At 32.7% G+C, this 24,402-nt stretch carries 22 protein-coding genes; 14 read left to right on the top strand and 8 right to left on the bottom strand.

From position 1 onward, the window contains the following. Positions 1-303 precede the first annotated feature (303 nt). Both B4G36_RS10195 and B4G36_RS10190 read left to right on the top strand, forming a co-directional pair. The gene (locus tag B4G36_RS10195; protein ID WP_291063832.1) at positions 304-2,298 is read left to right on the top strand and encodes a TonB-dependent receptor plug domain-containing protein; all 1,995 of its coding nucleotides are present in this window, start codon (positions 304-306) and stop codon (positions 2,296-2,298) included. A gap of 10 nt (positions 2,299-2,308) precedes the next feature. Then, a complete protein-coding gene (locus B4G36_RS10190) occupies positions 2,309-3,685 on the top strand; it encodes an HmuY family protein (protein WP_291063794.1) in 1,377 nt (458 codons plus the stop codon). Here the strand turns inward: B4G36_RS10190 and B4G36_RS10185 are convergent. Then, positions 3,638-4,234 (bottom strand): DUF4256 domain-containing protein, encoded by a 597-nt coding sequence (locus B4G36_RS10185; protein WP_291063792.1) that lies wholly within the window; start codon positions 4,232-4,234, stop codon positions 3,638-3,640. The genes B4G36_RS10190 and B4G36_RS10185 overlap by 48 nt on opposite strands. A 227-nt stretch (positions 4,235-4,461) precedes the next feature. On the opposite strand from B4G36_RS10185, the gene B4G36_RS10180 reads away from it, so the two are divergent. The 5 genes from B4G36_RS10180 to B4G36_RS10160 are packed head-to-tail and all read left to right on the top strand — an operon-like array spanning position 4,462 to position 11,295. Next, complete coding sequence (locus tag B4G36_RS10180; RefSeq protein WP_291063790.1) at positions 4,462-5,034, top strand: helix-turn-helix domain-containing protein; 573 nt, start codon at positions 4,462-4,464, stop codon at positions 5,032-5,034. A gap of 10 nt (positions 5,035-5,044) precedes the next feature. Continuing rightward, a complete protein-coding gene (locus tag B4G36_RS10175; RefSeq protein ID WP_291063788.1) occupies positions 5,045-5,866 on the top strand; it encodes a DUF3347 domain-containing protein in 822 nt (273 codons plus the stop codon). A 23-nt stretch (positions 5,867-5,889) separates the two neighbouring features. Next, a complete protein-coding gene (locus B4G36_RS10170) occupies positions 5,890-8,541 on the top strand; it encodes a copper-transporting P-type ATPase (RefSeq protein ID WP_291063786.1) in 2,652 nt (883 codons plus the stop codon). 45 nt (positions 8,542-8,586) lie between these two features. Continuing rightward, the gene (locus B4G36_RS10165) at positions 8,587-9,033 is read left to right on the top strand and encodes a hypothetical protein (RefSeq protein ID WP_291063784.1); all 447 of its coding nucleotides are present in this window, start codon (positions 8,587-8,589) and stop codon (positions 9,031-9,033) included. Between the two features lie 12 nt (positions 9,034-9,045). After that, positions 9,046-11,295 (top strand): multicopper oxidase domain-containing protein, encoded by a 2,250-nt coding sequence (locus B4G36_RS10160; RefSeq protein WP_291063782.1) that lies wholly within the window; start codon positions 9,046-9,048, stop codon positions 11,293-11,295. A gap of 77 nt (positions 11,296-11,372) precedes the next feature. On the opposite strand, the gene B4G36_RS10155 is transcribed toward B4G36_RS10160, so the two are convergent. The 3 genes from B4G36_RS10155 to B4G36_RS10145 are packed head-to-tail and all read right to left on the bottom strand — an operon-like array spanning position 11,373 to position 13,342. Then, entirely contained in the window at positions 11,373-11,951 is a 579-nt protein-coding gene (locus B4G36_RS10155) for a TlpA family protein disulfide reductase (protein ID WP_291063780.1), read from the bottom strand. 2 nt (positions 11,952-11,953) lie between these two features. Further along, positions 11,954-12,928, bottom strand: a complete 975-nt coding sequence (locus B4G36_RS10150; protein WP_291063778.1) for a TQO small subunit DoxD — start codon at positions 12,926-12,928, stop codon at positions 11,954-11,956. 51 nt (positions 12,929-12,979) lie between these two features. Beyond that, complete coding sequence (locus tag B4G36_RS10145; RefSeq protein WP_291063776.1) at positions 12,980-13,342, bottom strand: hypothetical protein; 363 nt, start codon at positions 13,340-13,342, stop codon at positions 12,980-12,982. Positions 13,343-13,427: 85 nt separating this feature from the next. Here B4G36_RS10145 and B4G36_RS10140 point away from each other — a divergent pair, with 85 nt between their 5' ends. From B4G36_RS10140 to B4G36_RS10125, 4 genes are all read left to right on the top strand, one after another. Then, positions 13,428-14,432 (top strand): FecCD family ABC transporter permease, encoded by a 1,005-nt coding sequence (locus B4G36_RS10140; RefSeq protein ID WP_291063775.1) that lies wholly within the window; start codon positions 13,428-13,430, stop codon positions 14,430-14,432. Continuing rightward, positions 14,429-15,418 (top strand): ABC transporter ATP-binding protein, encoded by a 990-nt coding sequence (locus B4G36_RS10135; protein WP_291063774.1) that lies wholly within the window; start codon positions 14,429-14,431, stop codon positions 15,416-15,418. Before B4G36_RS10140 ends, B4G36_RS10135 begins: the two co-directional genes overlap by 4 nt. Then, a complete protein-coding gene (locus tag B4G36_RS10130) occupies positions 15,387-16,076 on the top strand; it encodes an SDR family NAD(P)-dependent oxidoreductase (RefSeq protein WP_291063772.1) in 690 nt (229 codons plus the stop codon). The genes B4G36_RS10135 and B4G36_RS10130 overlap by 32 nt, the downstream gene beginning before the upstream one ends. Before the next feature lie 77 nt (positions 16,077-16,153). Then, positions 16,154-16,978 (top strand): GLPGLI family protein, encoded by an 825-nt coding sequence (locus B4G36_RS10125; protein WP_291063770.1) that lies wholly within the window; start codon positions 16,154-16,156, stop codon positions 16,976-16,978. Positions 16,979-17,106: 128 nt separating this feature from the next. On the opposite strand, the gene B4G36_RS10120 is transcribed toward B4G36_RS10125, so the two are convergent. From B4G36_RS10120 to aroB, 4 genes are all read right to left on the bottom strand, one after another. Next, positions 17,107-18,438, bottom strand: a complete 1,332-nt coding sequence (locus tag B4G36_RS10120; RefSeq protein WP_286496071.1) for an MATE family efflux transporter — start codon at positions 18,436-18,438, stop codon at positions 17,107-17,109. Between the two features lie 9 nt (positions 18,439-18,447). Further along, positions 18,448-18,759, bottom strand: a complete 312-nt coding sequence (locus tag B4G36_RS10115; protein WP_291063768.1) for a hypothetical protein — start codon at positions 18,757-18,759, stop codon at positions 18,448-18,450. 121 nt (positions 18,760-18,880) lie between these two features. Continuing rightward, positions 18,881-19,417 carry a peptide-methionine (R)-S-oxide reductase MsrB gene (gene msrB, locus B4G36_RS10110; RefSeq protein WP_409410639.1) on the bottom strand — a complete coding sequence of 179 codons (537 nt, stop codon included), beginning with the start codon at positions 19,415-19,417 and terminating at the stop codon, positions 18,881-18,883. Continuing rightward, positions 19,405-20,457: a 3-dehydroquinate synthase gene (aroB, locus tag B4G36_RS10105; protein ID WP_114999381.1), complete on the bottom strand. Its 1,053-nt coding sequence runs from the start codon at positions 20,455-20,457 to the stop codon at positions 19,405-19,407. The genes msrB and aroB overlap by 13 nt, the downstream gene beginning before the upstream one ends. A gap of 161 nt (positions 20,458-20,618) precedes the next feature. Between aroB and B4G36_RS10100 the strand changes: the two genes are divergently transcribed. From B4G36_RS10100 to B4G36_RS10090, 3 genes are all read left to right on the top strand, one after another. Continuing rightward, positions 20,619-21,773 carry a GlmU family protein gene (locus B4G36_RS10100; RefSeq protein ID WP_291063766.1) on the top strand — a complete coding sequence of 385 codons (1,155 nt, stop codon included), beginning with the start codon at positions 20,619-20,621 and terminating at the stop codon, positions 21,771-21,773. A 129-nt stretch (positions 21,774-21,902) separates the two neighbouring features. Then, the gene (locus B4G36_RS10095; protein WP_291063764.1) at positions 21,903-22,940 is read left to right on the top strand and encodes a PLP-dependent cysteine synthase family protein; all 1,038 of its coding nucleotides are present in this window, start codon (positions 21,903-21,905) and stop codon (positions 22,938-22,940) included. Between the two features lie 93 nt (positions 22,941-23,033). Further along, on the top strand, positions 23,034-24,293 hold the full coding sequence (locus B4G36_RS10090; protein ID WP_291063762.1) for an aminotransferase class I/II-fold pyridoxal phosphate-dependent enzyme: 1,260 nt from the start codon (positions 23,034-23,036) through the stop codon (positions 24,291-24,293). The last annotated feature ends 109 nt before the right edge of the window (positions 24,294-24,402 follow it).

The raw sequence follows: 24,402 nt of genomic DNA, 5'->3' as shown, positions 1-24,402 counted from the left end.
AACATCTCATTCTTTTATGAGAATTAGAAGACGAAACTCGATTTTTATCATTATTCAATAAATTAATTTAGAATAAATAAAAATAAATTCAAGAAATTCGTTTACATTTGCTTTATTAATTATTAGACTAATTCTAAATAATAAAATTAAGGACAAATGAAGAGGCGCTTTTTTCTACTAAGCTTACTTACAACAATAATTCTACAGGCTCAAGAAATTAATTCGGTTCCAAAAGATTCGACGATTAATTTGGAACAAACCGTGATTTCTGGATAATATAATGCACAGTCGGTTAAGAAATCTATTTACGAAGTAAAAGTGATTTCGCAAGAAATGATCGAGCGACAAGCAGGAAATACATTGGCAGATGTTTTAAATCAAACATTGAATATGAATATTATTCCTAGTTCTTCTACAGGAAAATCGACGGTGCAAATGTTTGGTTTGGATGCGCAATATTTCAAAATTTTGGTGGATAATATTCCATTAGTTAACGACGAAGGTTTAGGAAATAATACCGATTTAACGCAAATTAATTTAGATGATATTCAGCAAATAGAAATCGTAGAAGGTGCGATGGGAGTTGAATACGGAGCGAATTCTATTGCGGGAGTAATCAATATTATTACCAAAAAAGGAGGGAAGAATAAATTTGATATTTCTGCGACTTTGCAAGAGGAAACAATTGGTGACGAATACAATTGGAAAAATAAGGGAAGACATATACAATCCTTGAAAATTGGGTATAAATTTTCAGACAAAATCTACGCTAATTTAAGTTTTTCACGTAATGATTTTCAAGGATTTTTTGATGATAAAAAAGGAAAGAATTATCCTAATAATGACGGATTGAGAGGATACGAATGGTTGGCAAAAGAACAAAATGCAGCAAAAGCATTTGTTCAATATAAAAAAGACAATTATCGTTTGTTTTATAAATTCGAATATTTCAACGAAGAAACCAAGTATTACGATCCTAATCCAATTGCTTCAACGAATGCGACAACTGCAACGGTTGATTATTTTGGAAAAGATAGAGTGTACACAACAGATCTTATTTATAATCACTTAAACGCTTCTGGACGATTTAGAAAAGCAATTAATTATGATGTTTCGTTTTCGTATCAAGAACAAAAAAGAAAATTGAAATCGTACAATTATGAAATTCTTGAAGGTGTTGAACATGATGTAAACAAATTCGAATATGAAAGTCGAAAAGTGTATTATTCTAAAGGGATGTTCAGCAATTTTATCAATAAAAATGATTATTTCGATTTTCAATTTGGTTATGAAATCGATCAAACAAAAGGTTTTGCTTCAACTTCGGCAGGAGAATTTTTTCAAAAACCTATAGAAAGAAAATTAGGAACGTATGATTTTTTTGCTTCTTCTGAAATTAATCTAAATGATAAACTTTCGTTTCGTCCAGGCGCTCGCGTGATGTTTTCGGAGCAATTTGATACGCAATATGTAATGAGTTTGAGTGCGAAATATCTACTTGGAAAACAGTGGGAATTACGTGCGATTGTTGGGACTTCGCCGCGTTTGCCAAATTATGAGGAAATGTATTCGTATTTCGTAGACGTCAATCATAATGTGCAAGGAAACGAAAATCTGAATCCAGAAAAAGGAGTTTCTGCTTTTGTTCACTTAAAAAAGAATTGGAATATCGGAGAAAATAATTCATTAGAGCAAAAAGTATCGTTGTGGAAAATTAATCTGAAAGATAAGATTGATTTGATTGTTGTCGAAGAATCTCCATTGAAATATCAATATCGTAATATTGATAATTATGATGTACAAGGTATTACGTATTTGAATCAATTCAAAGTCCATCAATTTTCGGGAGGAGTTGGTTTTACGTTGACAGGAATCAAGCAAGATATTGATGAAGCAGTTGCTGTAAATTCAGTTAAAAATAAATATTTCTATTCAACGCAAATCAATGCAAATGTTTCGTACACCTTGTCAAAAACCAATACAATTTTCTCATTTTTCTATAAATACAATGGAGCTCAAGAACAATTTGTCTTGAAAAATAATCCGTCAAATACAAGTGAACAAATTTTAGTAAAAGGCAAACAAGAAGCTTTTAACTGGATGGATGCGTCAATAAGACAAAGTTTTTGGAACAAAAAACTTAGTTTAACAATTGGTGCAAGAAATCTTTTTGATGTTAAGTATTTGAACAGTTCATCTGGAAATGATGGTGCTCACAGTCAAGGTTCTACGAGTATTTTGTATGGATATGGACGTTCGTATTTCGCTAAACTTACCTTCAATTTAGGAATTAATTAATCAAAAAATCATGAAAAAAATATTTATATATACCCTATTGTTTAGTCTTTCTTTTTGGTGGTCGTGTAATGATGAAAACAATCCAATTGGACAAGATTTTGTTGTTGCTTTTAAGGATGCAAGTATCGATTTTAGTAAGATTGATAATGAGAAAACAATAAATTTAATTTATTCTAAAGTAGCAGAGCAAGATGGAGAAATTCATATTAAAGTAACCGAAGATAAGGCAACTTACGATGTCGATTATTCAACTTCTGTTGCAGTTACAAATCAAGAAATTATTATTCCAATAAAAAAAGGTGAAACGTCGACAAGTTTTACGTTCAGGAATTTGATTTATCCATTTGATCGTTCTGATAAAACGATTCAGTTTGAAATTACAAAAATTGATTATCCATCAGCTATTATTCAAGGATATTCGTCAACAAAAATCTCTTTCGAAAATTCGATTGGAGGAACAATGGATGTGGAAATCGGCGGACCAAATGAGCAATATCAAGTTTATGTAGACTTAAGTAAAGGAACGCAAACAAAGGTAAAAAGAGATTCTTGGGATTTAGGGTTTTATAATGGAACAAATTTCCGCGTGATGTTAAATACTTCTATTTATATGGCGGTAAAAGCGTTGGACGAAACCGATTTGTCGAAAGTAACAAAAGCATCGGTTGGGAAATTAATCAACGAAGTTGCGGTAGGTACATTTACAGATTCGAACAAAGAATATGTTGACGATCCTGCTGGTGATATTATGAAAACGGCGATTGCGGAAATTAAAGAATCGGATAATCCAGTTTATTTACTGAATTTGGGTTACGAAGTGGGAACTTCAACGCCTGCGGTTGGTTCGGCTGCTGTTGCTGGGAATTCGCGCGGTTGGAAAAAAGTGAAATTCATCAAAAAAGACGAGCAATATGTGATGCAATATGCCGATTTGGATGATACGACTTACAAAGAAAAAGTCATTGCAAAAACGACGACGCACAATTTTGTTCACTTTAGTTTTACGACGAATGATATTGTAAATGTTGAACCTCCAAAATTAGAATGGGATTTGAATTTTACAGTTTTCACTAATCTTATTACAGGAAATGGTTCGTATGGATATTCGGATTATGTGGTCAATAATCTGAAAGCAGGTGCAAAAGCCTATCGTGTAGATGTAACCAATGAAATTACCTACGAAAAATTTAATGAAACGATGATTGATGAAACAAAATTTTTGGACGATCAGCGTGCAATTGGTGATTCTTGGCGACAAGTTACTGCTCCTCAAAAATTATTCTCGGATCGATTTTATATCATCAAAGATGCAGAAAATAATTATTACAAAATTAAAATGTTAGCTTTTCTGAATGCTTCTGGTGTGAGAGGTTATCCAAAATTTTAAAATTACTCTAAAACCACGAGATGCATAATAAGATTGCGCGCCGTTACGATAAATAAAAACAGTTCCGTAACGATAATCGCCAAATATAGCGCTGCCTAATTCTCTAATTTTTTCTGGTGTTTTTAACCAACTTGAGTTTTTTTGATCGACAATTTCTACAGCTTGCAACAAATGATATTCTTCTTCGGTAAGCAACTCAATTTTCATACTTTTTGCGACATCAATCGCATTATTTTTTGGTTGATGTTCTTTACGAGACGTCTGTCCTTCGTAATCATACGCTAAACTTCTACGATCTTTCGGACTTTCTGCCGAACAATCTACAATATGATACTCGTCTGTTTTATCATCATAAAAAATAACATCAGGTTCACCACCAGTAATTTCCATTTGATGCAAACACCAAATTTTTTCAGGTTGATTAATGATACTTTCTTCTATTTTTTGCCAATCTAAATCTTGATGTCGATGCATATTTTTCTCAAAACGTTCTTTCAAAATCTGAATGCAGTTATTTTGTTCTGCTGGAGTTAGTTCTTTTTTTGTCATAGAATTTATTGTTTTGAGAAATTAATTTCTAACCAAATATATTCAAAAAACAGATGATTTTGGTAATTCATTTATCAAGAATAGGTTAATGATAAATGATTAATCTGAAAATTATATACATCATCTCGCAAATTGTATAATCTTTTGAGCTGAAGTTGTACGAAATTTGTAACATAAGATTTTGTAAATTTAAGTGAAATAAATCGCTCAAATTCGAAGAATTTAATATGGAAAGTACAAGTAAATTATTTATAAAAAATATGGTTTGTCATCGCTGTAAAGTAGTCGTTGGACGAATTTTGAAGATGAATAACATCGAAGCAAATCATATCGAATTAGGAGAAGTTGAATTGAAAAATTCGATTGATACTGAACAATTAAATTTGATTCGAAATGAATTGGAAGAGGTTGGTTTTGAGTTGATTGATGATAAACGAAGCAAGTTGATTGAACAAATAAAAACCTTGATTATTCAAGTTGTTCATCAAGAAAATAACGAGCTGAAAGTCAATTTATCTGATTATTTGAGCGAACAAACGAAGTTAGATTATAAATATATTTCGAATCTTTTTTCGGAAATGGAAGGGCAAACAATTGAGAAATATTTTATTCAACAAAAGATTGAAAAAGTCAAAGAATTAATGATTTATGACGAATTATCGTTGAGTGAAATTGCGTTTCAATTAAATTATTCGAGTGTAGCACATCTTAGCGCACAATTCAAAAAAGTAACTGGTTTGACACCATCTGTTTTCAAGCAATTGAGCAAACATACGCGTCGACCAATTGATAAAATCTAAATCAAACATCATGAAAAAATATAGTTTTTTAGTTATCGGAAGTTTTCTTGCTTTTACGACAAATGCACAGTTTAAAAATCAAGAAACAAAACAATTTCAAGTGAAAGGAAATTGTACAAATGCGAAACAATTAATTGAAAAAGCAGGAAATCAACCTCGAATTTCGAAAGTAGATTTTGATGCGACGACTCAAATAGCTACGATTTCGTACAATAAAGTAAAAACAAATTCGAACGAAATTTTGAAAAATATTGCGATAGCAGGTTTTGATAATGCCGAATATATGGCGCCAGATGAAGCTTATGCGAAATTAGGAAAAGATTGTCAATATACGCGTGATAAAAAAATGACGATGAATCATCAAGAAATGGATCATTCTACTCATAATCAAACCAAAACTTCTCAACAACATAATCAATTATCTCAAGTATTTGATGCTTACTTTTTGTTGAAAGATGCTTTTGTAAAAGCAAATGAAAACGAAATATCGAAACAAATAACTGCTTTTTCGAAATCAATTTCTACTGTAGAAATGGGAAAACTTTCGCATGAATCGCATATGGTTTGGATGGAAGTTTTGAAAGATTTAGAAACAACTTCGAAACAATTATCGCAAGAAAAAAACATTGAGAAACAGCGTACAACTTTTGCGAAATTATCACAACCAATGTTCAAATTAGCTCAAAAAGCAAATCTTGGATATACACTTTATTATCAAAATTGTCCAATGTTTAATGGAGGTTCGAATTGGTTGAGTAAAGATTCGGATATTAAAAATCCATTTTACGGAAATATGATGTTGACATGTGGAAGCACAGTTGATAAATTGTAAACCAATTTAAAAAAAACATTTAAATGGAAAATCATCAAATGCACAAAAAATCGCCAGGTTATGCTTGTCCAATGCATCCAGAAGTGATCGGTAATCAAGGAGATAAATGCTCGAAATGCGGGATGTTTTTGGTAGAAATATCCGAAAATGCAACTACCGAAACCTTATCTAACGAGTCTAAATCAATTTCGGATTCGTGTTCACACAAAAAAGCGGAAATTGTTGTAGACGAATATTATTGTCCGATGCATTGCGAAGGTGATAAAACTTACGACAAACCTGGAGATTGTCCGGTTTGTGGAATGCATTTGATGAAAAAGGAAAATTTAGAAATTAATTCGACTGTCGATGAGGCTTCTTGTTCACATAAAAAACAAGAAGTAACAGAAACAATAAAGCACGATCACGCGAATTGCTCACATGCCCAACACAATACAAATGAAGTTACATCTGCAATAGCTCCTAAAAAAGCAAATTCTGGCGACGAATATTATTGTCCGATGCATTGCGAAGGTGATAAAACTTACGACAAACCTGGTAATTGTCCGGTTTGTGGAATGCATTTGATAAAAGAAGAAAAGTTGAACTTATCAAACGAATATACCTGTCCGATGCACCCCGAAATCATCAAAGATCAACCTGGTTTTTGTCCGATTTGTGGAATGGATCTAATTCCTATGGTACAAACTGATTCGACTGATGATGCCTATCATCATACCCGAAAAATGTTTTGGATTTCTATGGTGCTAACCGTTCCTATTTTCATTTTAGCAATGGGCGAAATGCTACCAGGTAACCCAATTGGCAAAATTGTGAGTCCTCAAATATCAGCTTATATTCAGTTTGCACTGTGTTTACCCATCATTTTTTATACATGTTGGTCATTTTTCCAACGAGCTTGGGTTTCTTTCAAAACATGGAATCTCAATATGTTCAGTTTAATCGGTTTGGGTGCTGGTGCTGGATTTTTGTATTCGGTAGTGGGCTTATTTTTTCCACATTTATTCCCTTCGGAGTTCAAAACGCATCACGGTCAAGTAGCGTTATATTTTGAGTCGGTAGCAGTGATTTTAACATTGGTAATGTTGGGACAAATGTTGGAGGCAAAAGCACATTCTAAAACCAATTCAGCCTTAAAAGAGTTGATTAAATTATCACCGAATGAAGCCTTTAGAATTGTTAATGGAAAAGAAGAAAAGGTAAGTATTGATCAAATTCAATTAGATGATATTCTGCGTGTAAAACCAGGGGATAAAGTTCCTGTTGATGGAATTATAACCGAAGGTTTTGCAGATATTGATGAAAGTATGATTTCGGGTGAACCAATTCCTGTTTCAAAAACGGTTGACGATGAAGTGGTTGCGGGAACAATAAATGGAAGTAAAACCTTTTTGATGAAAGCAACCAAAGTAGGTGGAGAAACTTTATTGGCCCAAATCATTGATATGGTGAATCAAGCAAGTAGAAGTCAAGCTCCGATTCAAAAAGTCGTTGATAAAATCTCCAAAATATTTGTACCTACTGTTATGGTTATTGCTTTAGTAACCTTCTTTGCATGGTGGATTTTTGGCAATGAAAATCGTGTGGCATTTGCCATTGCTAATGCTTTAGCGGTGTTGATAGTGGCTTGTCCATGCGCCCTTGGTTTGGCTACGCCAATGTCGGTGATGGTTGCAGTTGGTAAAGGTGCAAAAAATGGTGTTTTGGTAAAAAATGCCGAAGCTTTAGAGCGCTTGAACAAAGTAACAACTTTAACGATTGACAAAACAGGTACGATTACTGAGGGAAAACCTGCAGTGGTGAATATCATTCCGTTTGAAGGAGCAAATAAAAATGAAGTATTGCTTTTAGCAGCAAGTATGAACCAAAATAGTGGACATCCATTGGCGCAATCTTTTGTTCATGCGGCTGAAAAAGAAAGCTTGAACTTGCATTCGATTCAGAATTTTGAAGATTTAGCAGGTAAAGGAGTAAAAGGTTTGGTAGACGGAAAAGAAGTGTATTTGGGTAACGAAGGATTGATGACATTTGCAGGGCTTCAAGTACCAAAAGTGGATAGTACGAACACTCTATCTTTCTTGGGTGTAAACGGAAAAGTGTTGGCTGCATTTGAAATTTCTGACGAAATAAAAGTATCATCGAAAGAAGCAATTCATAAAATAAAAGCGCAAAAAGTAGATGTAATGATGCTGACGGGCGATAATGAGCAAACAGCTCTGAAAGTAGCTAAAGAAGTCGGTATTGAGCATTTTAAAGCGAAAGTTTTACCTCAAGAAAAACTGAATACGATCAAAGATTTGCAAGACAAACAACAAGTGGTTGCGATGGCGGGCGATGGAATAAACGATGCTCCTGCATTGGCACAAGCTGATGTTTCGATTGCCATGGGAACAGGAACCGATGTGGCTATTGAAAGTGCGGATATTACTTTATTGAAAGGTGATTTGATTGGCGTGTATAAAAGTATTGTATTGAGTCATAAAATGATGCGAAATATTAAAGAAAATTTAGTTTTTGCTTTTATCTATAATGTATTAGGGATTCCAGTTGCAGCAGGATTATTGTATCCATTTTTCGGAATTCTATTATCACCAATGGTGGCTGCAGCTGCGATGAGTTTGAGCTCTGTCTCTGTCATTTTAAATGCTGCTCGATTAAATAGAGCAAAAATTTAGGTTTAATATAAAAGTGAAAATTGATAAAAAATAAAAATTGAAATAATGAAAAATATAAAATCGATTGTTGGAATTTCTGTTTTAGCAACATTTTTTTTAGTGTCTTGTTCAAAGAAAGATGAAGAAAAATCATCGCCAGAAACTACTCATGTAGAGCATCAAGAAAATATGAATATGCAAATGTCTCCAAATACAGAAAACTTGGCTTACAATGTGGGAGATAAAGTTCCAAATAAGCAAGTCTGTATGGTGAACAATGCGTATATGGGCAAAGATCAGTTCGAAGTTCCGTATGACGGAAAAACGTATTATGGATGTTGTAATATGTGTGTAGAAAGAATTCCGAATGATGAAACGGCACGTAAAGCAAAAGATCCTTTTACAGGAAAAGAGATTGATAAAGCCAATGCGTATATCGTTTTGAAAGATCAACAAGGAAATGTTGATTATTTCGAAAACGAGGAGAATTATAAGAAGTTTAGTCAGTTATAATAAATCATTCACATGAGGAAATTACTTTTTTTACTTTTTGTTCCTTCGGCGATTGCTTTACAGGCTCAAAAACGTGTAGAATATGATTTATATGTACGTGATACTATTGTTAATTTTTCTGGTAAGGATAAAAGGGCTATTTCGGTAAATGGTCAAATTCCGATGCCAACTTTAGAATTTACGGAAGGCGATACGGCAGTAATTCGTGTGCATAATAAACTAAAAGAAGATACTTCGTTGCATTGGCATGGTGTATGGTTGCCGAATAAGGAAGATGGGGTTCCGATGTTGACGCAAATGGGTATTAAACCTGGTGAAACGTATACGTATTCGTTTCCGATTATTCAGAACGGGACGCATTGGTATCACAGTCATTCGGGGTATCAAGAACAAATCGGAATGTATGGTTCGATGATTTTGAAGAAACGCGAAAACGATCCTACTTTCCGAAAAGGGATTGATGATTTACCAACAATTCCTGTAATGTTGAGTGAATGGACAGATCTTAATCCAAAAAATATTCAGCGAATGTTGCACAATGCAAACGATTGGGCGGGAATCAAAAAAGGTTCAACGCAAAGTTATGCTGAAGCAATTCGAGAAGGGCATTTCAAAACAAAATTGACCAACGAATGGAAACGTATGTTGGCAATGGATGTGAGCGATGTTTATTACGAAAAATTCTTGATAAATGCGCAGAATGAAAGTCAACTGAAACAATTCAAAGCAGGTGATAAAGTTCGTTTACGTATTTCGAATGGTGGTGCGTCGACTTATTTTTGGTTGCGTTATGCGGGCGGAAAAATTACGGTTGTAGCAAATGATGGAAACGACGTAGAACCTTTGGAGGTTGATCGTTTGATTATTGGCGTTTCCGAAACCTACGATGTTGTAGTTACAGTTCCTGAAGGTGGTTTATCGTACGAATTTCAAGCAACTTCTGAGGATAGAACGGGTTCGGCTTCGTTGTTCATTGGTGAAGGAAAGAAACAATTGATGGAACCACTTCCAAAATTGAAATATTTTGAAGGTATGAAAATGATGAATGACATGATGAATATGGACGGAACAATGAACAATATGGGCATGAAAATGAGTTTGCAGCAAATGGATATGAATACCGTGATGTATCCTGAAATTACCGGCGAATCGAAAATGAAATCCAAAAAATCAAAGAAAGATACTGCTGAAAACCATTCAGAAATGAGTGGAATGGATCATTCTTCGCATGGAAATACATCCTCAAACATTACCACTTTAAATTACGGAATGTTAAAATCACCTGAAAACACAACACTTCCGAAAGATGCTCCAATAAAAGAAATGCGTTTCGAATTAACAGGAAATATGAATCGCTATGTGTGGAGTATGGATAACAAAGTATTTTCGGAATCGGATAAAATTCCAGTCAAAAAAGGCGAAATTCTACGTATTACCTTATATAATAATTCGATGATGCGCCATCCGATGCATTTACATGGTTTCGATTTCCGTGTTATCAATAAAAATGGTGAATATTCTCCGCTGAAAAACGTGTTGGATATTATGCCGATGGAAACAAATGTCATCGAATTTGAGGCAAATACAGAAGGCGATTGGTTTTTTCATTGTCATATTTTGTACCATATGATGGGCGGAATGAATCGCGTTTTTGAAGTTGGAGATTATCAAAATCCAAATTTACCAAACAAAAAACATGCGTATAAAATGTTACAAATGGAAAGTAACATGAAGCATGTTATGGTAGAAAATGATTTCGCAACAAATGGGTTAGATGGTATGTTGATGGTGCAAGATGCGCGTTGGGCTTTGACTTCGGAGTGGGGAATTGGTTACAAACCAGAACATGGTTATGAAGTAGAAACACATTTGGGACGTTTTATCGATCGAAATCAATGGTTTCAAGTTTTTGTAGGATTTGATTGGAATCAACACAAAATGTTAGCCGAACACGGAAATGTAGAGAAGAATATTTTTGGTCAAAAAACTAATCGAAACAAGGGCTTATTCAGTGCTGGTTTTGTGTATAAATTACCAATGTTAATTGATTTCCAGACTGAAATTTATCACACAGGAAAAGTTCGTTTGCAATTGATGAGAGAGGATATTCCAATTTCAAAACGAGTTCGCGCAGGTTTTATGTGGAATACAGATAAAGAGTATATGGGCGAGTTGAGCTATATCTTAAACAGAAATATGCACATCAGAACTCATTACGATAGCGATATGGGATTCGGTGTAGGATTGAGGTTAGTTTATTAGAAATATAAAATAGTATAAAACATAAAAAGCTTCGAGAATTTTCTCGAAGCTTTTTGTTTTTAGATGATGTTGAATGATTAATTCATCGCTTTCAGTTCATTTAAGAAATCAACAATATCTTGTCCGGAATAATCCGCCATTCCTATTGTTGTATGTGCAATATTTCCTTTCTTGTCTAAAATAACTGTTGTTGGTAACGAACCATTAAAAAACTCAGTTGGAATAGATGAATTTGGATAAACTACAGGCAACGATAAATTTTTACGTTCCATAAATTTTGCTACTTTATCACGTTTTCCTTCTACTTCAACCGTCAAAATAATGATTTCGTTATTATCTTTTACTTTATCATATAATTTCTGAATAGACGGCATTTCCGCGATACAAGGCGGACACCAAGTTGCCCAAAAATTCATGAATACAACTTTACCTTTCAAATCTTCCATATTGATTGCTTTTCCGTCAGCATACACCATTTCGAATGTATAATTTGCTTTAGATTTTGGTTGAGTTGTCGGTTTAACTTTTTCTAATTTCGGTTCAAATAAGCCTAATTTCATTAAACCTTGTTGCATCATTGCTTTTGCTTCTGGCACAAAAAGTAAGACCAAAGCCAGCGCACCTATGATAATTGTTGAATAATTTCTTTTTAACATTGCTATAAATTTGTTATTGTTTGTTCCCATTGTAATCCGCTTATATCGGTTAAAACTACTTTGTGAATTTTTTCTGAAATATCAAAATTCAGATTTGCTTTCGCTCCCAAAGGTAACACCAAACTGTGTTTGTGCGGTGTAACTTTTGCTACATAATAATTCGAAATTTGTTGTTTGTCCAAATTAGATAACTCTTGCATATCCAAACTTTCAATTATTTCATTTTGATGATTATGAAAATCAATTTGGATTAAAAAAGAGCCATAAACATCAGCGCCTTCTATTCGCATTACATCAAACGAAACCTTGTTTTGATGTTGTTTCAAATTTGAGATTTCTACTTTTGGTTTGACAGATTTATTGTGCAAAGTCCCATAAACTCCACCATGAAAAACCTGATTTGTAAACAAAGTAACGAATAAAATAAAAAAACTAAAACCTACAAAATAAGGTCTATACTTTTTGATTGAAATTGAATTCCAATTATTTTCTTGTTGAATAAATTGATTTTTATTGAAAAAATAATCCAACGAAATTTTTCCAGAACCAACCTGAAATAGCGTAAAACCTCCAGCTAATCCTAAAACGCCAATTTGCCATTCGTCCAAACAAGTTGTACCAATCCAGCCCGAACCAAGTAAAATTCCCATTGCCAAAAAGAAAACGGCAATACTCATGATTCGTGTTTTGTAACCAAGCATTAAGAGTAAACCCACAACGCCTTCTACGATGGTGAAGATCCACATGTTCCAAAGCAACGCTTCAGGATTTTCGACTAAATATTGAATAAGTGGTTTGATGAAAAGGGCATTTGGTAAAAAATGATTGAATTTTTCACCAATATAACCTGCAGCTTCTGGATCGAGTTTATTTTCTAAAATTAAACGCCTCCAAAAGGCAGAAAAGTACGTCCAACCAATGACTAAACGTAACGCCAATACAGCATTACCCATTGATAAAACAGATTTATTTTGCATGAATTTTTATATAAGTGATGGAATATTGTTGTCTAAATTAATTAAGGAAAATTAAGATATCAACGAATACTTCAATTGCTTATACAACAGATAAAAAGGTATTTTTGGTGATTGAATTTCATTCGAATCTATATCTTCTTCAATTAATGAAGAACGTGCTAACCCAATGAAATGAATAGATGAATCGAGTAAATCAAAATTCGGAACATCAAGATTCTTTGTTGATTTTTTAATCGTTTCAAATTTAACAACCGAACATGAATTCGAATGATTTTGATTGATTTTGACTTGAGAAGTTTTTGTTTGATGAACATTTTCTACGTCCAAAATCGTATGAATAGAAGCTTTGATGCTACATGGTGTAAATAGCACAAAAATCGAAGAGATAATTAAAACGAAACTTCTAAAATTCATGAAACGAAACTAATCATTAATTTTCAATAAAAACCAATTCACAATTAAACTTTAAGAAATTATTAGAATTTCTATCTTTGTCTTGATGAAAGAAAAACCACTATTTTTTGTTTTAATAATTCTGACGCTTTTACTTTTTGTTTTGAGTTTAAGCGTTGGAAAAGTCTCGATTTCTTTCACCGAAATTTTTAATGTATTTTCTGGTCACTCAGATGAAATGTTGCATAATCTTGTGCTCAATTTTCGTTTACCAAAATCATTAACCGCTTTATTGGTTGGTGTTTCGTTGCCGATTTCAGGTTTTTTAATGCAAGAATTATTCAAGAATCCATTAGCAGAACCTTCTGTTTTAGGAATAACTTCGATGGCAAGTTTAGGCGTTGCGATTGTTATTTTTCTTTTTTCGATGATTGGTTTAGAAGAATTTCTCAATAATCCTTGGATTACAATTATTGCTTCATTTTTAGGTGCAATTGTCGCCTTGTTTTTAGTGATTTCGTTATCATTTCGTGTCAAATCATCCGCTTCTTTAGTGATTATAGGATTTATGATTGCAGGTTTAGCGGGCGCATTAATTGGCATGATGCAATATTTTGCTCCTTCCGATAAAATTAAAGCCTATTTAGTTTGGGGATTCGGTTCGTTGAGTGGTTTATCGTGGCAACAATTAGGCGTTTTCGCTTTATTTGTTTTGAGTGGAATCATCGTTTCATTATTTACTTTAAGAGGAATTACAGCCTTATTATTAGGAGAAAAATATGCACAATCTTTAGGGATTAATATCAAAAAATTACGTTTTACGATTTTAATTTCAACAGCTTTATTAACGGCTTCAGCAACGGCTTTCGCAGGTCCAATTAGTTTTATTGGATTGACAGTTCCACATATTTGTAGAACATTGTTACGAACAGGTGATATGAAAATTTTGTACCGATGGATTTTCGTTTCAGGAATATTTTTCATGTTATTATTTTCGATTTTGACAGAAGTTTTTCCCTTCGGAACATTACCAATTAATATTATCACAGCGTTGTTTGGAGCGCCGATTGTCATTAGTATTTTGTTGAATAACAAAAACGAAGTGCGATGAAAAATACCATTTTGAAATTAGAAAATGTGTCAGTTGGATATGGTTCAAAAGAAATTGTTTTAGCTATAAATGCGACTATAAATTCGAATGAATTGATTGCTGTTTTAGGTAAAAATGGTGCAGGAAAATCAACGTTGATTAATTCGATTTTAGGTTTTCAGAAAACGTTGAATGGACAAATTTATTTAGAAAATAATTCAATCAAAAAATTATCTTCTCATGAAATTGCGCAGCAAATAACGGTTGTTTTACCACGTTTGTCGATTGTTCCAAAAATTAAAGTTTCGGAATTGGTTGCGATGGGACGTTTGCCTTATCACAAGGTTTTGAAAAAGATTTCAGAGGAAGAACAAAACTTAATTGATGAGGTTTTGGAATTGGTTGGAATTTCGAATTTAGCAAATCAATTTGCGAATGAAATCAGCGAAGGTCAATTGCAATTGGTGATGATTGCGCGTGCGTTGTGTCAAGATGCGAAATTGGTGATTTTGGATGAACCGACATCAAATTTAGATTTAGCGAATCAATATCGAATTTTTAATTTACTCAATGAATTAAAATTGAAAACGAATAAATCATTTTTGATGATTACGCATGAAGTTGATTTTGCATTAGAAAAAGCGGATAAAATTTGGTGGATTGAAAATGGAAATCTTTTCGAAAATATTCCAGAACAAATGGCTTTTGAACATCAAATTATTCAAAAATTATCCAATCAAAATCTGATATATGATGAAAAAAATAATCGTTTTTCAACACAAAAATCATTTTCTAAAACGATTGGTGTAAAAGGAAATTCGGAATTGGCTTTTTGGGTAAAAAATGCCTTAATTCGAAATGGAATTTCTGTCGAAAATAATGCGGAAAATCATATTGAAATCACAGAAAATAACATCATCTTTGAAGGAATAAAGTTTGAAACGATAGAAGGAATTGTAAATTTTGTACAACACTATGAAAAATATAATTGTAACGGGAGCGAGTAGAGGAATTGGTTTTGAATTAGCAAAACAACATTTGGAATTAGGAAACCGAGTGTTGACAGTCTCTCGAAATGTAGATAAATTGAAGGAATTAACATCTTTTGCAAAAGAAAATCAATATCAGTTTATTGGTGTTGATTTGTCTAATTTTGATGAGATTGCAGAAGTTTTGAAAGCTGTGGAATCCTGGAATAAAGTAGATGTTTTGTACAATAATGCAGGAGTTTGTATAAACAAACCATTTATAGAAATTCAACAAGAAGATTTGTTAACTTCTTGGCAGATTAATTTTATGGCACCTTATCGCTTGATACAAGTTTTGATGCCAAAATTTGATACATCTTCTCATGTAGTTAATATTTCGACAATGGGAGCTGTACAAGGTTCAGTGAAATTTCCTGGTTTGTCTGTTTATTCGTCTTCAAAATCTGCAACGGTTAATTTGACTGAATTGTTAGCAGAGGAGTTGAATGAACTTGGACCAAGAATAAATGCAGTAGCTTTGGGAGCGGTACAAACAGAAATGTTAGAAGAAGCGTTTCCGGGATATATTGCGCCTTTACAACCAGATGAAATGGCCGAATATTTGGTAGATTTTGGATTGAATGGTTGGAAATATTTCAACGGAAAAATTCAACAAGCTTCTATTTCTACACCTTAAGAAAAATAGACTTTAGATAAATTGTAAAAGTCGCTCTTGTGCGACTTTTTTTATATCTTGTAATAAATTAACATTTTATGAGATATTTAATCGCGATGATAGCTTTAATAGCTACGGTTTTTAGCTGCAAAAAACCTTCTAATTATTTAGTCAAATATAATTTCAATTTTATTCCAGATTCTTTAAATAAGTCAGATATAAAAGTTGATGAAATGATTCTCCATACAAATAAGTTGGGCTATACATTTTTATCTAATGATTTATTTACTGCTGATACAACAGATGGAAATATTACAGATTTAATTAAAAATAATAAGATTAGTATAAATGATCTTTTGCAGATGAAAACGTCTCCAAATAATGATTTGAGATTATATTTTAGAAATGATTCTAATCTTTATTATATCAAATCTTCGGTTAATCGTCTAAATTATAGTTTTGAAGATAATGTACCAGAAATTTCATGGAAATTATTAAATGAAGAAAAGAAAATCAATAATTATAAAGTAAAAAAAGCTACAACAAATTTATTTGGTAGAACTTGGGAAGTTTGGTATACAGAAGATATTCCTGTTTCTTATGGGCCTTACAAATTTCATGGATTACCAGGTTTAATTTTGGATATAAAAGATTCTGAAGGTTACTTTCATTTTGAGCCAATTAGTATAAAAGAAAACGAAGATGATGTTGAATATCCGATTTATAAGGATTTTAATAAGATTAATTCGCAAAAATCTGAATTTGTAAAATATATCAAAGATTATAAAGATAACCCAGAAGTTATCACTGCAAAAACGGGAGAAAATACAAAGATTGATCAAGAAAAAAATCTTAAAAAGAAAGAAGAATTAAAGAAACTTAATAACTCTATCGAGAGAGATTTACAGTTTAATATTAAATAATTTTAGCTTGATAGAACTCGTTTTTCTAAAATTTATTTCAACAGAAAAATTCAACAAGCTTCTATTTCTACACCTTAAGAAAAATAGAATTTAGATAAATTGTAAAAGTCGCTCTTGTGCGACTTTTTTTATTGATTCAAAACTCGTTTTCTAAAAATATATATCAACGGAAAACTGCGTAAAAACATCCAAATGCCAAATGCAATCCAAATTCCATAAATACTTAAACCAAAGTAATCTGCAAGATAAATGGTTGGTAGAAAACCAAGAAATGTTGCGACAATTAAGTTGTTTCGCAAGAGTTTTGCATCGCCCATTCCTTTGAAAAAACCATCAAAAATATAAGCCAATGTGTTGATTGGTTGCATTAATAAAACCATCCAAAATACAGAGTTGAAAATAGTCAAAACATTCGGGTCTTGATTGAAAATTTGCCCAATTTGATTGTAAAAAATGAAACAAATAGTAATTAAAATACACGCAATTAAAACAGAATATTTGGAAATATCTTTGCTTAAAATCCAAAGTTTAGGATAATTTCGTTCGCCTTGTAATCGTCCTGCCATAGCATTTCCTGCACCTGCATAACCATCAATAAAAAATGAAAAGAATAACCAAATATTCATCAAAATACTTTGCGCGGCGATATAATCTTTTCCATAATCGGTGGCGTAAGAATTGGCAAGAAAAAATGCAACATTAAGCGAAGCTGTTCGTAAAATAAAATTGAAACTTAAGTTGACATATTTCTTAAAAAGTGGATGAATGGTTTTTCCTGGATTTAACCCAAATGAAGTTTTCGTGAAATAGTAGTAAAACGCCATAATTACCATTATCAATTGTGCAATAAGACTTGCATAGGCAGCGCCTTTGATATGATAAGCAGGAATTATTCCATTTACTCCAAAAATTAAAATATAGTCTAAAAACACATGAACAAAAGCAGCTGTTAAACTACATTTCATTGCCCAAATAGTGTTTTGCATTCCTCTAAAAGCACCAAAAAGTGTCAATGAAATAAGTGTTAATGGAAAACCAAATGCTCTGATTTTGTAATAATCGACCGAAAATTGAAGAACTAAATCTTTTGCATTGTATAGTTCGAATAGATTTTGTGCAAAAAAATACGTTGGTATAAAGATAAGTAAACTCAAAAATAGATTGAAATACAACGCTTGCGGAACTAAAGTTTTGAGACTATCCAATTTATTTGCTCCAAAACTTTGCGAAACCAAAGACGAAATAGAAGTTTTGGTTTGGGCAACTATCCAAATAATTCCTGAAAGAAAAGAACCAACTAAACCAGTCGCAGCAAGTGCTTCGACCGAATATTCTTTTACATTACCTACCATAGCAATATCGGTTAAGGTAATAAGAGATTCGGCAATCCCTGAAAAAATCGCAGGAATCGCTAATTGATTAATTTGTTTGAACATAATTCTATCCGAAACCAAACTCATTTCGAACAATTATTTTTTTACGCGTTTGTATGGTGGTTTGTTTTTGATGATTTGACTCAACATAAATAAGGTAGTTCCCACCAATGTGAAATAACCCAAAAGTGGTAAGCCTGGAATATGATAATCGTTGTATTTGAACATGAAAATACACGCTAAATATCCAGCGAAAATCAAATAATAGATTACTTTTTTGAATGATCCGTATGTAAATTTTCCTCGAATATATTCAATCAAATTCAATAGAATTAAGAAGAAATAAAAACCGAAAAAGATGTAGCGCAATGGATTAATCGGACGATCGGTTGTTCTTATATTCACCATTAAATTGTAATTGTAAACACCGTTATAAATTAATAACAATAAGATAAGAACGATAATTATACGAAGTATTTTCATAAAGTATTTTTGCATTAAAAAAAGCTGTCGAAACAGCTTTTTGATTTTATTTTACAGGTTTGAAATCTAACGAAAGCGAATTCACACAATAACGTAAACCAGTTTCTGTAGGTCCGTCATCAAAAACGTGTCCTAAATGGCTTCCACAATTTCCGCAAAGAATTTCTGTTCTCTTCATTCCGTGCGAAGTGTCTACGCGTTCTACAATTTTACCTTCTTTTATTTCTTTGTCAAAACTTGGCCAACCACAATGTCCATCAAACTTAGAAGAAGAAGAAAACAATTCTTCTCCACACGCATTACATGTATAAATTCCGTTCTCGAAATGCATGTTAAATTTTCCTGTAAAAGGACGTTCTGTTCCAGCTTCTCTTAAAACATAATACTCTTCAGAAGAAAGTTCTTTTTTCCATTCTTCGTCTGATTTATTGATATTGAATTGAGGTTTTTCGTTCATCGTAACGGTGTTTGAAGGTTGTTCTACTTTAGCATCTTCTTTCTTTTGTTGAGATGTACAAGAAACCATAAGGCTCAATATTAATCCAACAACAAAAAAAGAAGTATATTTTTTTAGGCAATCCATTGATTATATTTTTCAAAAGCTTGTCTGATTTCTTCTTCAGTACAAACTACATCATAACGACAATTTCCAATCTTGTTGATCAAACTAAAGTTGATTGAATTGTTTTGATTTTTTTTGTCGTGTTTCATCCATTCCATTAAGTTCGGAAAAATTTTCATATCAATTGTATTTAATGCATACATTGACGAAAAACTTTCGCAAACTTCCTCCACATCAGCTTTAGAAATTAATTCTTGATCATAACTAAGGAATGTCTCAATAATCATTCCGATTACAATTGCTTCTCCATGTAAAAGCGGAAAATCAGTTTCTAAGGATTCACTTTCTATAGCATGACCTATTGTATGACCAAAATTTAAAATTTTGCGTTCACCTTTTTCATATGGATCATTGTCAACCACATTTTCTTTGATATGAATAGAATCCATGATAAATGGTGCCAAAGATTCGGCATCGTGCGAAGGTAATTGAACCAAATTATCCCAATGATCACGGTTCTTGATTAAACCATGTTTTAACATTTCGGCTAAGCCAGATTTTACTTGACGTTGCTCTAATGTCAACAAAAATTTAGGATCAACTAACACCATTTCTGGTTGTGTAAATGTCCCAATCATGTTTTTCATTCCTTCCAAATCAATTCCATTTTTTCCGCCAGCAGAAGCATCGACCTGCGATAATAACGTAGTTGGAATGTTAATGAATTTGATTCCACGCTTGAAAGTAGAAGCCATAAAACCTCCCATATCGGTTAAAACTCCACCACCAACATTAATAACTAATGAATGACGATCTGCACCCAATTCGCTTAATGCTAACCAAAGATTAGTTACGGTATCGATGTTTTTATTTTCTTCTCCAGAGTCAATTTCAAGGATTTCGTAAGCAGAAATATTGTCCAAATCGGCTAATAATAGCGGTAAACAATGCACATGAGTGTTCTCATCTACCAAAAAGAAGATAGAAGAAAAAGTGTTATTTGCAAGGTAATCGTCTAAAATATATGCGATTGAACCAAAATGAATCGGAGCTGATTTCAAAATGAAAAATGTTTTTAAAATGTGCCTAAAATTACGACGACCTTTTTACATCAACCAAATATTTTGAATGATTTATTTTAGGAGGGCTGTCGATAGAATCTATATTGATATTATCGACTTATAAAATAATTATTTTTAAATTTGCACAAATTCATAGATCAATGAACATAGTTCTTTTTGATGGCGAAGAATGGGAAGATTTTTTGCCCCTAACATTTACAAGACCTGTAGCTGCCCTAAGAATGGGAATATTGAGTTTTGCAGAACGTTGGGAAAAAATACTAAATACAGAGGTTTCTTATCAAACGAAATCTTATTTGCAAGAAAAATTTCCTGCTAAACTTCAAACAGAAAATACATTTATCAACCCAACTTTTTTTCCGAATGAAAAATTAATTGAAGCGATAAAGAATTTAAAATCAAACCAAACCCTACTTTTTGACCATCAACTTGTAGCAGTTAAATCAACTGAAGAAACTCCAAAAATCACATCAGACGTTATTCAATTTGAAGATGAAGTAATACATCTACAACATTCTTGGGATATGTTTACATACAATTTTCAAGCAATTGAATTTGATTTTGATTTGGTTACAAAAGGTAGAACTTCTCAACCAATATCAGCAACCAACCAAGTTTTAGCTCCCGAAAATATATTTATTGAAGAAGGTGCGAAAGTTGAATTTTCTATTTTGAATGCATCAGAAGGTCCAATTTATATTGGAAAAGATGCCGAAATTATGGAAGGTTCTATGATTCGTGGCGGATTAGCTTTATGCGAGCATGCAAAAATAAATATGGGTGCAAAAATATACGCTGGTTGTACGATTGGTCCTTTTTGTAAAGTTGGTGGTGAATTAAATAATTCAATCTTAATAGCATATTCAAATAAAGGACATGATGGGTTTTTAGGGAATTCTGTAATTGGAGAATGGTGCAATTTAGGCGCGGATACAAATAACTCAAACTTGAAAAATAATTATGCAGAAGTAAAGTTATGGAGTTATAACCAAAAAAGATTTGTAAAAACAGGTTTGCAATTTTGTGGTTTAATAATGGGCGATTATGCTAAATCTGCAATCAATACACAATTTAATACTGGTACAGTTGTTGGAGTTTGTGCGAACGTTTTTCAATCAGGTTTTCCACCAAATATGATTAAACATTATAGTTGGGGTGGACAATCAGACGCTCCTGTTTTTAATTTTGATAAAGCTTGTGAAGCTGCAGAAAAAATGATGGAAAGAAGAAAAATTGCTTTTACACCTGCTGATAAAAGAATTTTAGAACATATTTTTAATTTAAATAATAACTAATTTAATAACGAGTAAATCATAAGAATTTTAGATTAAAATTGTAATATGATTAATTTTACGTGTTAATCTTTTAACAATTAATTAAAAAATCCTTAATTTTGCTTTTTGTTAGAAAAGAATATTTGTGAAATGACTGGTAAATATAAAAACGTTTTAGAGTTAATTGGAGATACTCCATTAGTTCAATTAAACAGAATTAACCAAGACATTCCAGGCGAAGTTTATGCAAAGTTAGAATGTTACAATCCTGGACATTCAACAAAAGACAGAATAGCTTTACATATTATAGAAGAGGCTGAAAAAAATGGTCTATTAAAACCTGGTGCTACGATTGTAGAAACAACTTCAGGTAACACTGGATTTGCTGTAGCTATGGTGGCTATCGTAAAAGGGTACAAATGTATCTTAGCGGTATCGGATAAAACAAAGGCAGAAAAGATTTCATTCTTGAAAGCGATGGGAGCAAAAGTATTTTTGTGCCCTGCTAACGTACCTGCTGATGATCCAAGATCATATTACGAAGTAGCAAAACGTATTGCTGCGGAAACGCCAAATTCTCTTTATATTAATCAGTATTTTAATCAAGGGAATACAGAAGCTCACTATTTAACAACAGGTCCTGAAATCTGGAATCAAACAGAGGGTAAAATTACTCACCTAATCGGTTGTACAGGTACAGGAGGAACTTTGACAGGTAGTGCACGTTATATAAAAGAGCAAAACCCAGATGTGAAAATCATCGGAGTTGATGCCTATGGATCAATCTTGAAAGGTTATCACGAAACTGGAAAAATTGATCAAAATGATATCTATCCTTACAGAATCGAAGGAATGGGAAAAAATTTGGTTCCTGGAGCTTTAGATTTTGAAATGGTTGATTCTTTTATCAAAGTGACAGACGAAGAAGCTGCTTATCGTACAAGAGAAATTGCTTTGAAAGAAGGAATTATGGCAGGATATACTTCTGGTGCTGCAACACAAGCATATAAACAATTGGCTGAAACCGGAGAATTTGACGAAAATTCTTTAGTTGTAATTTTGTATCCAGACCACGGATCTCGCTATATGACAAAAGTCTTTAGTGATGATTGGATGGCAGATCAAGGCTTTACAAATAGCAGACTCAATGGTTTAGAAGCTCGAGCAACAGTCGAAAGAATCAAATAATACGTATATTTGTAAAAATTAAATTTTTAAAGTAGGTAGTGTTCGTTCACTTTCTACTTTTTTTCAATTAATAAAAAATTAAACTATAATAAAATGGACATTTTTGAACGTTTAAAACAGAACCCTGGACCATTAGGTCAATTCGCTGATTATGGTGAAGGTTATTACGTTTTTCCGCAGTTAAAAGGAGAAATTGGACCAGTAATGGAATTCCAAGGTAAAAAAGTAATTACTTGGTCAATCAATAACTACTTAGGTTTAGCTAATCACCCAGAAGTTCGTAAAGCGGACGCTGATGCTGCGGCACAATATGGTATGGCTTATCCAATGGGAGCTCGTGCAATGTCTGGTCAAACAGATTATCACGCTCAATTAGAGCAAGAATTAGCTGATTTCGTTCAAAAAGAATCTGCTTATTTAATGAATTTCGGGTACCAAGGTATGGTATCTACAATTGATGCTTTAGTATCTAAAAATGATGTAATCGTTTATGATGCTGAATGTCATGCTTGTATTGTTGATGGAGTTCGTTTACACTTTGGTAAACGTTTTATTTACCAACACAACAACATCGAAAGTTTTGAAAAAACAATTGCTCGTGCACGTAAATTAGCTGACAAACAAGACGGTGGAATTTTAGTGATTACAGAAGGTGTTTTCGGAATGACAGGTAAACAAGGGATCTTGAAAGAGATTGCGGCTTACAAAGACGAATACAAATTCCGTTTATTAGTGGACGATGCACACGGTTTTGGTACTTTAGGAAAAACAGGAGCTGGAGCTGGAGAGGAGCAAGGTTGTCAAGATGCAATTGATATCTATTTCTCAACTTTCGCAAAATCTATGGCAGGTTTTGGAGCATTTATCGCTGGTAACAAAGATATTATCCGTATTTTAAAATATAACTTACGTTCTCAAATTTTCGCTAAATCATTGACAATGCCAATGGTAATCGGAGGTTTAAAACGTCTTGAATTGTTACGTTCTCATCCTGAGCTTAAAGATAAGTTATGGCACAATGTAGAAAAAATTCAGAAAGGATTAGAAGAAAGAGGATTTGATATTGGAGGTTCTAACACATGTGTTACGCCAATCGTATTGAATGGTTCTCCTATCGAAGCGACTGTATTGGCAAAAGAAATGCGCGAAGAATATGGTATTTTCGTTTCTGTAGTAGTTTATCCAGTTATTCCAAAAGGAATGATTATTTTCCGTATTATTCCAACTGCTGCTCACGAAGACGAACACATCGAATATACGTTAAACTCATTTGCTGAGATTAAAGATAAATTAGCTGACGGATATTACAAACGCAAAGCAGAAGAATTGAATGTTGATTTTGTTCAATACTAAAATAAATATTCAATCAAATAATAGAAAAACCCTAAACTGAATTAGTTTAGGGTTTTTTGTTTGTATTCTGTTCAAAAGTTAAGTAATTATTCACTTTTTTCCATATTTG

Source organism: Empedobacter sp. UBA3239 (genome assembly GCF_002362875.1).
In the GTDB taxonomy this organism is placed as follows: Bacteria; Bacteroidota; Bacteroidia; order Flavobacteriales; family Weeksellaceae; genus Empedobacter; species Empedobacter falsenii_B.
The sequence above is the reverse complement of the archived record's forward strand: the minus strand, read 5'-3'. Positions and strand labels throughout refer to the sequence as shown.

Excerpts from the sequence above, each read along its gene's own strand:
- B4G36_RS10135 (WP_291063774.1), top strand. The coding sequence starts at position 14,429 with ATGAAAAATACCATTTTGAAATTAGAAAATGTGTCAGTTGGATATGGT.
- B4G36_RS10150 (WP_291063778.1), bottom strand. The coding sequence starts at position 12,928 with ATGCAAAATAAATCTGTTTTATCAATGGGTAATGCTGTATTGGCGTTA.
- B4G36_RS10095 (WP_291063764.1), top strand. The coding sequence starts at position 21,903 with ATGACTGGTAAATATAAAAACGTTTTAGAGTTAATTGGAGATACTCCA.
- B4G36_RS10155 (WP_291063780.1), bottom strand. The coding sequence starts at position 11,951 with ATGTTAAAAAGAAATTATTCAACAATTATCATAGGTGCGCTGGCTTTG.
- B4G36_RS10170 (WP_291063786.1), top strand. The coding sequence starts at position 5,890 with ATGGAAAATCATCAAATGCACAAAAAATCGCCAGGTTATGCTTGTCCA.
- B4G36_RS10120 (WP_286496071.1), bottom strand. The coding sequence starts at position 18,438 with ATGAGTTTGGTTTCGGATAGAATTATGTTCAAACAAATTAATCAATTA.
- B4G36_RS10185 (WP_291063792.1), bottom strand. The coding sequence starts at position 4,234 with ATGACAAAAAAAGAACTAACTCCAGCAGAACAAAATAACTGCATTCAG.
- B4G36_RS10190 (WP_291063794.1), top strand. The coding sequence starts at position 2,309 with ATGAAAAAAATATTTATATATACCCTATTGTTTAGTCTTTCTTTTTGG.
- B4G36_RS10165 (WP_291063784.1), top strand. The coding sequence starts at position 8,587 with ATGAAAAATATAAAATCGATTGTTGGAATTTCTGTTTTAGCAACATTT.
- B4G36_RS10115 (WP_291063768.1), bottom strand. The coding sequence starts at position 18,759 with ATGGTGAATATAAGAACAACCGATCGTCCGATTAATCCATTGCGCTAC.
- B4G36_RS10175 (WP_291063788.1), top strand. The coding sequence starts at position 5,045 with ATGAAAAAATATAGTTTTTTAGTTATCGGAAGTTTTCTTGCTTTTACG.
- msrB (WP_409410639.1), bottom strand. The coding sequence starts at position 19,417 with ATGGATTGCCTAAAAAAATATACTTCTTTTTTTGTTGTTGGATTAATA.
- B4G36_RS10180 (WP_291063790.1), top strand. The coding sequence starts at position 4,462 with ATGGAAAGTACAAGTAAATTATTTATAAAAAATATGGTTTGTCATCGC.
- B4G36_RS10125 (WP_291063770.1), top strand. The coding sequence starts at position 16,154 with ATGAGATATTTAATCGCGATGATAGCTTTAATAGCTACGGTTTTTAGC.
- B4G36_RS10140 (WP_291063775.1), top strand. The coding sequence starts at position 13,428 with ATGAAAGAAAAACCACTATTTTTTGTTTTAATAATTCTGACGCTTTTA.
- B4G36_RS10145 (WP_291063776.1), bottom strand. The coding sequence starts at position 13,342 with ATGAATTTTAGAAGTTTCGTTTTAATTATCTCTTCGATTTTTGTGCTA.
- B4G36_RS10160 (WP_291063782.1), top strand. The coding sequence starts at position 9,046 with ATGAGGAAATTACTTTTTTTACTTTTTGTTCCTTCGGCGATTGCTTTA.
- B4G36_RS10130 (WP_291063772.1), top strand. The coding sequence starts at position 15,387 with ATGAAAAATATAATTGTAACGGGAGCGAGTAGAGGAATTGGTTTTGAA.
- B4G36_RS10100 (WP_291063766.1), top strand. The coding sequence starts at position 20,619 with ATGAACATAGTTCTTTTTGATGGCGAAGAATGGGAAGATTTTTTGCCC.
- B4G36_RS10090 (WP_291063762.1), top strand. The coding sequence starts at position 23,034 with ATGGACATTTTTGAACGTTTAAAACAGAACCCTGGACCATTAGGTCAA.